Genomic DNA, 11,797 nt, shown 5'->3' on the forward strand with positions numbered 1-11,797 from the left:
GAGGCGGAACGCAGTCACGGCCCATTCGTCAGTTCGCCGGTCAATCCAACTAAGCGGTGTTGACGAGCGAAATGAACCATTGATCGCGGTAGTACAGAACGAGAGCGAGGTCACGTATTTCGCCATCGTTGGGTGGGAAATTGATGGGGAAGAATGTGTGCTTCTTGCGAGGAGCACCGGCCAAGAACTGCGAGAAGACGACCTGCAGTATCTCCCGACCGTGAAAGAGGCGTACTCGCGACTGGACGCGCTTCATGCGCGATATCTCCCTCGGGATTCGTACGCCAACGCGGTACTGAAGCAGTACTTTCCTTGGATAATTCGCCTCGCATAGGTGGGGCGAGCCGCGCTCTTCAGGGAGCATTGACCTACCCTCAGCGGTTTTCCGGGGGTGTGACCTGCAGCATGAGGAGGTCGTTCTTCACGTTGCGCATGCGGTCGGCGCGCAGCTCGCGGTATTCCTCGGTGTCCTGCATCCGCTCGGCCAGGGACACCGCGTCTGCGGATGCCGCCAGGTCCTCGAGGGCCTCACCGCGTGAGGACGCCACGAGGTCGCGCACCCACTCGTCGTCGTCCGCGAGTGACCGCAGCCGCCGCGCTAGCTGGCGCAGCACCTGCTCGCGCCGGCTGAGCCTGTCGGTGTCGACCTCGCGGTAGTCGGCGTGGTGGGTCGCCTTGCCGGTGCGGCCGGCCGCGTCATCCGACAGGCGGGCGACACGCATCGCGTCGCCGTCCTTCTCGTCGGCGAGGTTCTGCAGCTCCTCACGCACGGCGGTCACGTAGCGCTCTTCGTCGTAATTCAAGCCATCCCGAACCGAGCGCAGCACCATGAGGTTCTTGACCGCGAGCCGCACCGCTGCGGCGGCAATGAGCACACCCTCATCGATGAGGTCCTGCAGCGGCGCCTCCGGTTGTTGCTTCGGGGCGACGTACTTACCGAGATCGAGTTTCTTGCGGCGCCTGAAGAACCGCATACGGCCTCCTAGCGGCTGGGCCAATCCCGTGCGGGCGATCCCGTGAACAGCTGCTGCGGGCGCCCGATCTTGGTGCGCGGGTCCTCGTTCATCTCACGCCAGTTGGCGATCCAGCCGGGCAGGCGGCCGATCGCAAAGAGCACGGTGAACATACGCGTCGGGAACCCCATCGCCTTGTAGATGACACCCGTGTAGAAGTCCACGTTGGGGTAGAGCTTGCGCTCGATGAAGTAGTCGTCGGCGAGGGCGACCTGCTCGAGTTCCTTGGCGATGTCGAGCAGCGGGTCCTGCACACCGAGCGACTCGAGCACCTCGTCTGCGCTCTCCTTGACGAGCTTGGCGCGCGGATCGAAGCTCTTGTAGACGCGGTGCCCGAACCCCATGAGGCGGATGCCGTCCTCCTTGTTCTTCACACGCTCGACGAACTTCTTCACCCCCTCGCCGGAGTCCTGGATCTCGCTGAGCATCCGGAGCACTGCCTCGTTGGCACCACCGTGGAGCGGGCCGTAGAGCGCATTGATGCCCGCGGAGACGGACGCGAAGATGTTCGCCTCCGTGGAGCCCACGAGACGCACCGTCGAGGTCGACGCGTTCTGCTCGTGGTCCTCGTGGAGGATGAGGAGACGGTCGAGCGCCTTGGTGAGCACGGGGTTCACCTCGAACGGCTCGGCCATCGTGCCGAAGTTGAGCTTCAGGAAGTTGTCGACGAAGCTCAGGCTGTTGTCCGGGTAGAGGAACGCCTGGCCGAGGCTCTTCTTGTGCGCGTACGCGGCGATGACGGGAAGCTTGGCGAGCAGGCGGATCGTCGAGATCTCGACCTGCTCGGGGTCGTGCACGTCGAGGGAGTCCTCGTAGTACGTGGAGAGCGCGGAGACGGCACTCGAGAGCACCGACATGGGGTGCGCGTTGTGCGGAAGGGCGTCGAAGAAGCGTCGAAGGTCTTCGTGGAGGAGGGTGTGACGGCGGATGCGCTCGTCGAACTCGGCAAGCTCGCTCGCCGACGGCAGCTCGCCGTAGATGAGCAGCCACGCCACCTCGAGGAAGGTGGAGTTCTTCGCGACATCCTCGATGGCGTATCCGCGGTAGCGCAGGATGCCCTTGTCACCGTCAATGAAGGTGATCGCGCTGCGCGTCGAGGCGGTATTTACGAAGCCCTGATCGAGCGCGGTGTAGCCGGTCTGCTTGGTCAGCGTGGAGATGTCTATCGAGTCGTGACCGGCGGTGCCCCGAACGATGGGGAACGCAGCCGTTCCCCCGGGAAACTGCAGGGTGGCCTTCTCGGGTGGGGAGGTCGCTTCAGTCACCGTTACAGCTTAGGGTGCGCCTCAGACCACTGTCACATGCCGCAAGAACGAGCCGATTTGCTTGGAGGCAGTCGACATTCAGGAGAGCAGGTCGAGCCGTGCCACGGCCTCGGCGATGTTGGCGTCGGATGCCGTGAGCGCGACCCGCACGTGGGTTGCTGGCTCCTCCCCGTAGAAGGAGCCGGGCACAACGAGAACCCCGGCATCCGCGAGCTCGGAAACGGTCGCCCACGCGTCGAGCCCCTTTGTTGCCCACAGGTAGAGGCCGGCCTCGCTGTCGTCGATGCGGTATCCAGCGCGCTGCAGCGCCGGCACAAGCTTTGCGCGGCGCGCGCGATACAGCTCGCGCTGGTGTGCGACGTGCTCCTCGTCGGCGAGCGCCGCGATCATGGCGGCCTGCACGGGGGCGGGCGGGATGAGTCCGAGGTGCTTGCGCACCGCGAGGATCTCGCCGATGAGGTTGCTGCACCCCGCGACAAACGCGGCGCGATAGCCGGCAAGGTTCGACTGCTTGCTGAGCGAGTAGACGGAGAGCACATTGCTGCGCACCCCCTCGATCACCCGGTAATCGAGGATCGAGGGCGCCGGCTCCGAGGAGTCCCACACGAGCTCCGCGTAACACTCGTCGTTGACGATCACCGCACCGAGTTCACGAGCCCGCGCAACGGCCGCGCGTAGTTGCTCGACGCTGAGCACCGAGCCCGTCGGGTTACCGGGGCTGTTGAGCCACACGAGTTTCGTCTCCGCCGGCCACTCCGCGGGGTCATCGGATGCCACGGCGCGAGCACCGACGACGGCCGCACCGATCGCGTACGTGGGGTAGGCAATCGCGGGGTGGACAACCACATCGCCCGGGCCGAGCCCGAGTAGCAATGGCAACAGCCCAACGAGTTCCTTGGAGCCGATCGTCGGCATGACGTTGGCGACCGTGAGGTCGTCAGCTCCGCGCCGACGGGCGTACCAGTCGACGATGGCCTCGCGCAGCGCGGGGGTGCCGGCCGTCTGAGGGTAGGCGTGGGCATCCGTCGCCTCGGCCAACGCCCGCGCTACGACCGCGGGAGTCGGATCGACGGGTGAGCCGACGGAGAGGTCGACGAAGCCGTCAGGGTGCGACCGCGCGCGATCGGCGAACGGGGTGAGCGAATCCCAGGGGAAGTCGGGCAGCGCCAGGGGCGTGCGCGGCACGCTACTCGCCGCCGACCGGGAGGGCGGTAATGAGCGGGTGGTCCTTGTGGATCACGCCGACCTTGGCGGCACCACCGGGCGAGCCGATGTCGTCGAAGAACTCGACGTTGGCCTTGTAGTAGTCGGCCCACTTATCGGGGAGGTCGTCTTCGTAGTAGATCGCCTCGACGGGGCACACCGGTTCACACGCTCCACAGTCGACACATTCGTCGGGTTGGATGTAGAGCATTCGGTCACCCTCGTAGATGCAGTCGACGGGGCATTCATCGATGCACGCGCGGTCCTTGAGGTCGACACAGGGCTGTGCGATGACGTAGGTCACGGGCGATCTAACCTTTCGCGGCGGGAGTTCTCATCCTACCGCCGCGCGACGTTGGCAAGCGCGGCCACGCCAGCACGACGGCGACGATGAGCACCGATCCAATCGTCCACACGGTGCCCGCGAGATTGTCGACGACGAGGATGCTGCCCGAGGGTGTGCCGAGGGCCAGAAGCGCTTCGGCTCCGAGGAGGCCAGCGGCGGCGACCCCCGCGACGATACGTGTCTCGTAGACGATTCGCAGACCGGCGAGGAGGGCGGCGCTGATCACAAGAGCGGCGATGAGCCCCCACGGCACGGGAACCGAACCCACAACAACCGACGACTGGTGGATGACCGTGAGCACCGCACCGGCCACTCCCCCGACAACAAACGCGAACACACACGCGATGATGCGCGACAGCAAGCCGAAGCCACCGAAACCGCGAGCGGGCGGCCGCAAGCGCGCAAAACGCTCGGGTGCGGCGATCGGTACGGGCGCGCCGGATGCCCGACTGAACGTCTCGCCCGACACCACGATCGTGCTCCCGTAGGCACCGAGAGCTTCCCGCTTGCGCCCGAGCGACTCGGGGTCATCGACTCGCACCGAGCCGCGGCCGGCGTAGTCACCGAGCACGTAGAGCGGAACACCGAGCACCTCCGCGGCCCACCGGGTCGCGTCGTGCACACGCCGAGAATCGGGCGCCCCCGCGAGCCCCTCCGGCCCGTAGGTGACCACAACATCGGGTCGGTTGCGCATGATCGCCGCGGCGATATCGGATGCGACCTCCCCGAGGTCGGCACGCGTGAGCGCGTTCGCGGGCGCATCGGGCCGGGGCTCCGGCCCCGCAGCACCCCACGTGGTGCCGGAGTCCGCGTACTGCCGCGGCGGGAGGCCGCTCCACCGTGCACCGGGTTCTCCGAGCATCCGGTAGTCCTCGACGCCGAGGGTCGCCATCGCGCGGGTGAATTCGTCGACGTGGAGGTTGCCCAGCGCAGCACGATCGGCGGTCGGCTGGAGTGTGGGGAGCAGTTCGTCGAACTCGCCGCGAGTACACGTGACGACGGTGACCGGGGCACCGGAGCGCACGAGCCGCGCGATCGTGGCACCGGTCGCGGTCGTCTCGTCGCTGGGATGCGCGTGCACGAAGAGCACTCGCTCCATGACTGGTTCCCGCTTCTCTGTCTGTGCCGAGTTGTTACGGAGTGACGGCGGGGGTGACCGTGTAGTTCGCGACCCAGCCGTTGGTGCCGTCCTCAGAGACAACAACGAGCACACCCCACGCGTCGCTGGTGCCGACGAACGTTCCGGCTGCGGCACCGCCGACGTCGGCCTGGGCGACAATACCCGCGCCTTCGAGTTGTGCGCGAATGTCGTCGATGGCCGTCTCGCCCGAGACGCGAATCGTGACGTTGAAGACCTTGCTGTCTCCACTGCCGAGGCCTCCGCCGAAGAGGATCTCACCGTCGATGACGGGCACTTCTTGCTCCGGGTAGCCGGACGGCAGCGACGAGCCGCCGAGGTCGACCTCGCCGCCCGTGGCCCCTTCGATGACGGATTCGATGGGGTTGCCCATGCATCCGGAGAGGAGTGGCACGAGCGCGATCGAGAGCGCGAGTGCGACGGGTGCTGCGATGCGACGTGCTGACGTCATGGTCGTCCCCTTCGAATGGCGGATGTCGCGCCAATTCTAGCGAGCGGGCACCGGGCGAGTCTGGATGAGCCGAACTCAACGAAATGCTTGCGAAACGTAAGGAAATACTTGCGAAACGAAACGGAAACCCCGCGAACATCACACCTCTCTAACGTCAGGCGAACCCCTGACCTGCGACGCGAACACAGAGGACGCATCTCATGAACCCCGCACACACCACTCGCACCCGACGTCGAACGGCGGTGATCGCCGGAGCCCTCGGACTCGGACTCGCCCTCGTCGGTGTCATCCCCGCGGCGGCAGCACCGACCGTCGGCACCGTCACTCTCGGTCTCAGCGCCACGACGCTCGAGATCGGTGACACTGTCACCGCGACAGCCACCCTCCCCGCCACGACCGACGTTTTCGCCTACGAGGTGACCTTCGCCTTCGACGCCGAACTCTTCGAGTACGTCGACGACAGCGCGACCGGCCCCGACGGCGGATTCGACGCTGTCACCGAGGGCGACGGAACAATCACCGTCACGCACACGCGCCTCGGGACCTCCCCCGCGCTGAGCGGCGACCTTGTCGTCACCGCCGACTTCGAGGCCATCAGCGACGGTGAGACGACGATCGAGATCCCCGCGATCACACTCGTCGACAGCGAATCGGCGACCACACCGCTTGAGGATGCCGCGAGCGCCGAGGTCACCATCGAGGCTGACGAGGTAGTCGTCCCCTCGCCGTCGCCCTCCCCCTCGGCATCCGCTGGCGCTGGCGATGGTGAAGGCGGACCGCTCGCCTTCACGGGAAGCACACTCGCGAGCAACATCGCGATCATCGTTGTCGTCGCCCTCGCGGCCCTCACCCTCGGCTTCGTGCTCGTGCGTCGCCGGATTGCGGGCACCCGATGAGCGCGACGCCAACCACTCGAACCGTTCGAACCGACTCAACGAGGAACTCAGTGAAGACTCGACGCATCAGCACCGCGATCGCGGCGACAACGGGCATCGCCTCGCTCGTCGCCGTGGGCGCACTGACGGCGACTCCCGCCGTCGCCGTACCCGACCCGGCGCCCCTGCTGGCGCCGTTCTACACCGAGCTCGACCTCACGGGAGACCAGCAGGTCACCTCCGCCGACCTCGACCTCCTGGCGGCGAACATGGGGGCGACCCCCGAGGCTGCCGCCTGGGCATCCGTCGAGGTTGCCGATGTCGACGGAAACGACATCATCACCATCACCGACCTGGTCGCCGTGTCGCAGCGAATGGTCTACGACGATGGCCCGTTCGAGATCGTCGAGGCCTCGGCGATCGACATGCAGGCCGCGATGAACGCCGGAGTCACCACCTCCGTCGAGCTCACCCAGACGTACCTCGACCGCATCGCCGCCTACGACAAGGTGCTCGTCGACCAAGGTGCGGGCGGTCGTCCGCTCAACTCGGTCATGACGACGAGTTCCGTCGCTCTCGCAGCGGCAGCAGCAGCGGATGCTGAGCGTGCCGAATCCGGAATGACGAGCACACTCCTCGGTATCCCCGTTGCCCTCAAGGACAACTACAACACCAAGGACATGCCCACGACCGCCGGTTGTGACTGCTGGGTGGACAACCAGACCGAGACCGACGCGTTTATGGTCGAGGGCCTGCGCGACGCCGGCGCGGTCATCATCGCGAAGCTGACACTCGACGAGTGGGCCTATGGCTTCTCCTCGGAGTACTCCGTTGGCCAGGTCAACGAGCAGTCGATCCGGGTCGCCAACCCGTACAACACGACGAAGACGGCCGGAGGCTCGAGCGGTGGAACGGGTGCCGCGATCGCGGCGAACCTCGCCGGCATCGGCTTCGGTACCGACACCGGAGGCTCGATTCGTGTTCCCGCTTCCTACAACCAGCTCGTGGGCATCCGCCCATCGGTGGGCCTTGCGAGCCGTGACGGAATCGTGCCCCTTGCGCTCAGCCAAGACACGGGTGGGCCCATCACACGTTCGGTCACGGATGCCGCGATCGCGCTCGACGCCGTCACGGGTGTCGACGAGAGCGACCCGGTCACCTCGGCACAGACCGGTCTCGTGCCCGAGTCCTACACGAAGTTCCTCGACGAGGACTCGCTCGAGGGTGCGCGCATCGGATTTGTCCCCTCTATGATCGGCAGCAACGCGGCAACGGTTCGCCTCTGGAACGAGGCACGAGCGGCAATGGAAGCCAAGGGCGCGACATTTGTGCAGCTCACGGCGCCGCAGGGCTTCTCGAACGTGCTCAACGAGGGAAGCGGCAGCAAGAACGAGTTCAAGCACGACCTCAACGGCTACATCGACGCCCACCTCGACCCCGATGTGACGCTCCGCTCGTTGGAAGCGATCGTCGATTCCCGTCGACTCGTCACTGGCCGTATCGGAGTGTACGAGGAGCGCGACGCCATCACCGAGGAGACCTACCAGGCGTGGGCCGGCCCCACTGGCTCGCACACCCTGCAGCTCGCCGCGGGTCGCGTGCTCGTGACTGCGCTGCTCAACGACCCGGACGGCAACCCCGCGACGGATGACGCCATCGATGCGATCGTCTACCCCTCGGGCAACCCGTACAGCACTCAGAGCACCAACCTGCGGCTCAGCCCCAACACGGGCCTGCCGTCGGTGTCCGTGCCGATGGGCCAGGCGGCCGCAAGTGACGCGAATGTTGGCACGAACGCGGGCGGTGGCGTGAACCTCGAGTTCCTGGGTCGCATGTTCGACGAAGGCACCCTCATCGGGCTGACTTATGCGTTCGAGCAGGAGACGCAGAAGCGCACCACGCCGGCGCTCTACGGTCCGCTCCCGCAGTAACGAGATCCATCCACGGCGGAGGCCGCGACCCCCTCGGGTCGCGGCCTCCGCGCTGTTGTGCCGCCGAATGGACAGCATGGACGCAGCAGGTCTAGAGTGAGCCGAGTTAGGTAAGGCTAACCATCCCCACTCGATCAGAAAGCTCTCCTTGCTCGCCAATTTTGTCATCGGTCTGCGCGAAGGCCTCGAGGCCGCACTCGTCATCGGGATCGTCATCGCCTACCTCCGACGCAGCGGGCGCGAGCAGCACATTCGCACCGTGTGGTTCGGCGTGGCGATCGCCGTCGCACTCTCGCTCCTCCTCGGCGCGATTCTCACGTTCGGAGCCTACGGGCTGAGCTTCGAAGCGCAGGAGATCATCGGGGGCAGCCTCTCGATTGTCGCCGTCGGATTTGTCACCTGGATGATCTTCTGGATGCTGCGCACCGCTGGCAGCATGAAGTCCGAGCTCGAGAGCGGCATCGACCGAGCGCTCGAGCGCAGCGCGTGGGGGCTTGTGCTCCTGGCATTCCTCTCGGTCGCGCGCGAGGGCATCGAAACGGCGCTGTTCATCTGGTCGGCTGCACGTTCCTCGGGTGAGGCACCTCTCGCCCTCGCGGGCGCGGTGCTGGGCATCCTCACGGCGGCCTTCCTCGGTTGGCTCATCTATCGCGGGATGATCCGCATCAACCTGTCCCTGTTCTTCACGTGGACGGGCGCCCTTCTCATCGTTGTCGCGGCCGGCGTTCTCGCGTACGGCATTCACGACCTGCAGGAAGCGCGAGTGCTTCCCGGTCCCTTCCAGCCCATGCCATCGGGTGTACCGGCGGGCCTCGAGTGGCTGTGGGGCTGGGCGTTCCAGATTCCGCACGTCATCGCACCCGACAGTGTTCTCGCAGCCGTCCTCAAGGGTGTGGTCGGCTTCTCCCCCGAGATGACCTGGCTCGAGGTCATCGCCTGGGCGATCTACGTCGGGGTTGTGCTCACCCTGTTCCTGCGCAGGGTCGCCGATCAACGCCGTGCCCGGTTGGCGCGAACGATCGCCGCCAACGTCCCCGTCCCACAAGGAGAACGATGAAGCCCAGAATCCCGCTCTATCTGCTCGCCCTCGCCGGCGGCACCGCCCTGCTCGCGGGGTGTGTTCCAAACCCGGGCACCGACGCTGCCGCCACGGTCATCGCCGTCGACAGCACCGAGAGCGGCTGCACTGTCGAGACCGACACGGTCGCGAGCGGCACCGTCACGTTCCGCGTGAACAACAGCGGTGAGCGCATCACCGAGTTCTACCTGCTCGGCGACGACGAGCTGTCGATCGTGTCCGAGGTCGAGAACATCGCGCCCGGGGCATCCCGCGACCTCACCGTGCTCGCCCAGCCCGGCTCCTACTTCACCGTCTGCAAGCCGGGCATGATCGGTGCCGGTATCGGTCAGGCTCCCTTCACGGTGACAGGCGAAACCGTTGCGGTATCGGAGGACAAGGAGGCCGCAATTGCCGAGGCGGTCACAAACTACACCGCCTACGTGAAGACTCAGGCTGCGGAGCTCGTGCCGAATGTGCAGGAGTTCGTGGACGCCTACCTCGCGGGCAACGACGACGAGGCTCGTCGTCTGTTCCCGCTCGTACGCATCAATTACGAGCGCATCGAGCCGACCGCAGCACAGTTCGGCGACCTCGACCCGGCCATCGACTACCGCAAGCCGGGCGCCGAGGCGGAGGGCCTCGAGTTCACGGGTTTCCACCGCATTGAGATGGACCTGTGGCTGGATGCCGCTGCCGCCAACTACCCCGACGAGACGATCACTGCGCTCGACCCCGCCGGGCGCGCTGAGATCGGAAACAAGCTCGTGGCGGATGTCACGGCCCTCTACGACGCCGTGCACGCCGACGAGTTCGAGCTCAGCGTGAGCGACATCACCAATGGAGCGATCGGCCTCCTCGACGAGGTAGCCGCGCCCGACGGCAAGCTGCCGGGCGAAGAAAACGAGTTTGCGCACACCGACCTCTACGACTTTTACGCCAACGTCGAGGGTGCCGAGGTCGCCTACAACGCCGTGCGTCAGATCGCACTCGACTCCGGTGCGGATGGCGAGGCGCTTGTCGCGGAACTCGACGAACAGTTCGCCGCAATGAAGGATCTACTCTCGACCTATGGCGACTACGAGAGCGGCTTCGTGTTCTACGACACGGTGAGCCAGAGCGAGCGCAACGAGCTCGGCGCACAGCTCAACGCGCTCAGCGAGCCACTGGCCCAACTCACCCACGCGGTGCTGGGGGTCGACCCGGCCGCGTGAGCGACAACACCGATGGTGCCGTGGGCGCTGCGGGAGACGACGAGTCGCTCGCAGCGCCCACAGGTGTGTCCCGTCGCGGGCTGCTCGGCCTCGTGGCGGCGGGGGTCGGCACGGGCGCGCTCATCGGTGGTTCGGCGGTCGCGGCATCCCGCGTATCCCCCTCCGTCGACGCGGCCGGTCAGTACGCGTTCCGCGGGGAGCATCAGGCCGGCATCGTCACTCCGGCGCAGGATCGTCTGCACTTCGCCGCGTTCGACCTGACGAGCACGGCAACACGCGACGACCTCATCCAACTGCTCAAGGACTGGACCGCGGCCGCCGAACGGCTGACCCAGGGCCTCGACGTGTCCGAGAGCGGCTCCGTGGGAGGACCCGAACTGTTGCCGCCGGATGACACGGGAGAGGCTCAGGGCCTTGCTGCGAGCGGCCTCACCATCACCTTCGGATTCGGGCCGAGCCTCTTCCGCACCGCAGACGGCACGGATCGGTTCGGGCTCGCCGACCGCCAGCCCGCCGAACTCGCGACGCTACCGCTGTTCGCATTCGACCTCCTCGAGGAATCGGCCAGCGACGGAGATCTGTGCATCCAGGCCTGTGCCAACGATCCCCAAGTTGCCGTCCACGCGATTCGAAACCTCAGTCGGATCGCCTTCGGCACCGCCCGCATCCGCTGGAGTCAACTCGGCTTCGGTCGCACGTCGTCGACGTCGACCACGCAAGCCACACCCCGCAACCTTTTCGGCTTCAAAGACGGCACCGCGAACGTCAAAGCCGAAGAGACCGAAGCGCTGCGCGACTTCGTGTGGGTCGGCGATGACGAACCGCAGACGTGGATGCACGGCGGCAGTTACCTCGTGACCCGGACCATCCTCATGACCATCGAGAACTGGGACAGGGTAAGTCTCGGCGAACAGAACGCGATCATCGGGCGCGACAAGGGCGAAGGTGCGCCATTGTCGGGAGGTTCCGAGTTCAGCGAGCCCGACTTCGAGCTGCGGAGCACCAGCGGAGAGCCCGCGATTCCCGAGGACGCGCACGTTCGGCTCGCGCATCCGACACAGACGGGAACACGGATGCTCCGCCGGGGCTACAACTTCGTCGACGGGTCCAACGAACTGGGGCAGCTCCGCGCCGGGCTCTTCTTCATGAGCTACCAGCGCTCACCGCAACAGTTCATCGACGTGCAGTCTGCGCTCGCGAAGGACTCGATGAACGAGTACATCCGCCACGTCGGCTCGGCGATATTCGCCGTGCCGCCGGGCACTCGAGCGGGCGAGTTCGTCGGCTCCGCGCTGTTCGCCTAA

At 66.2% G+C, this 11,797-nt stretch carries 12 protein-coding genes; 5 read left to right on the top strand and 7 right to left on the bottom strand.

What is annotated here, in order from left to right; all coding sequences use genetic code 11:
• Positions 1-49: 49 nt before the first annotated feature.
• From LH407_RS03110 to LH407_RS03140, 7 genes are all read right to left on the bottom strand, one after another.
• Positions 50-256, bottom strand: coding sequence for a hypothetical protein (locus tag LH407_RS03110; RefSeq protein WP_322132752.1), 207 nt, complete (start codon positions 254-256; stop codon positions 50-52).
• A 118-nt stretch (positions 257-374) separates the two neighbouring features.
• Positions 375-974: a hypothetical protein gene (locus LH407_RS03115; protein WP_322132751.1), complete on the bottom strand. Its 600-nt coding sequence runs from the start codon at positions 972-974 to the stop codon at positions 375-377.
• An 8-nt stretch (positions 975-982) separates the two neighbouring features.
• Positions 983-2,278 (bottom strand): citrate synthase, encoded by a 1,296-nt coding sequence (locus tag LH407_RS03120; RefSeq protein WP_322132750.1) that lies wholly within the window; start codon positions 2,276-2,278, stop codon positions 983-985.
• 78 nt (positions 2,279-2,356) lie between these two features.
• Positions 2,357-3,463: a succinyldiaminopimelate transaminase gene (gene dapC / locus LH407_RS03125; protein WP_322132749.1), complete on the bottom strand. Its 1,107-nt coding sequence runs from the start codon at positions 3,461-3,463 to the stop codon at positions 2,357-2,359.
• A 1-nt stretch (position 3,464) separates the two neighbouring features.
• Complete coding sequence (gene fdxA, locus LH407_RS03130) at positions 3,465-3,785, bottom strand: ferredoxin (protein ID WP_322132748.1); 321 nt, start codon at positions 3,783-3,785, stop codon at positions 3,465-3,467.
• 7 nt (positions 3,786-3,792) lie between these two features.
• On the bottom strand, positions 3,793-4,926 hold the full coding sequence (locus LH407_RS03135) for a PIG-L family deacetylase (RefSeq protein WP_322132747.1): 1,134 nt from the start codon (positions 4,924-4,926) through the stop codon (positions 3,793-3,795).
• A 34-nt stretch (positions 4,927-4,960) separates the two neighbouring features.
• On the bottom strand, positions 4,961-5,416 hold the full coding sequence (locus LH407_RS03140) for a hypothetical protein (RefSeq protein ID WP_322132746.1): 456 nt from the start codon (positions 5,414-5,416) through the stop codon (positions 4,961-4,963).
• A gap of 200 nt (positions 5,417-5,616) precedes the next feature.
• On the opposite strand from LH407_RS03140, the gene LH407_RS03145 reads away from it, so the two are divergent.
• The 5 genes from LH407_RS03145 to efeB all read left to right on the top strand — a co-directional run bounded on the left by LH407_RS03145 (position 5,617) and on the right by efeB (position 11,797).
• On the top strand, positions 5,617-6,312 hold the full coding sequence (locus tag LH407_RS03145) for a cohesin domain-containing protein (RefSeq protein ID WP_322132745.1): 696 nt from the start codon (positions 5,617-5,619) through the stop codon (positions 6,310-6,312).
• A 50-nt stretch (positions 6,313-6,362) separates the two neighbouring features.
• Positions 6,363-8,222 carry an amidase family protein gene (locus tag LH407_RS03150; RefSeq protein WP_322132744.1) on the top strand — a complete coding sequence of 620 codons (1,860 nt, stop codon included), beginning with the start codon at positions 6,363-6,365 and terminating at the stop codon, positions 8,220-8,222.
• Positions 8,223-8,370: 148 nt separating this feature from the next.
• Positions 8,371-9,279, top strand: coding sequence for an iron uptake transporter permease EfeU (efeU, locus tag LH407_RS03155; RefSeq protein ID WP_322132743.1), 909 nt, complete (start codon positions 8,371-8,373; stop codon positions 9,277-9,279).
• Complete coding sequence (gene efeO / locus LH407_RS03160) at positions 9,276-10,493, top strand: iron uptake system protein EfeO (RefSeq protein WP_322132742.1); 1,218 nt, start codon at positions 9,276-9,278, stop codon at positions 10,491-10,493. Before efeU ends, efeO begins: the two co-directional genes overlap by 4 nt.
• On the top strand, positions 10,490-11,797 hold the full coding sequence (gene efeB, locus LH407_RS03165) for an iron uptake transporter deferrochelatase/peroxidase subunit (RefSeq protein ID WP_322132741.1): 1,308 nt from the start codon (positions 10,490-10,492) through the stop codon (positions 11,795-11,797). The genes efeO and efeB overlap by 4 nt, the downstream gene beginning before the upstream one ends.

Origin of the sequence: Antiquaquibacter oligotrophicus (assembly GCF_020535405.1) — a bacterium.
Classification (GTDB): Bacteria; Actinomycetota; Actinomycetes; order Actinomycetales; family Microbacteriaceae; genus Rhodoglobus; species Rhodoglobus oligotrophicus.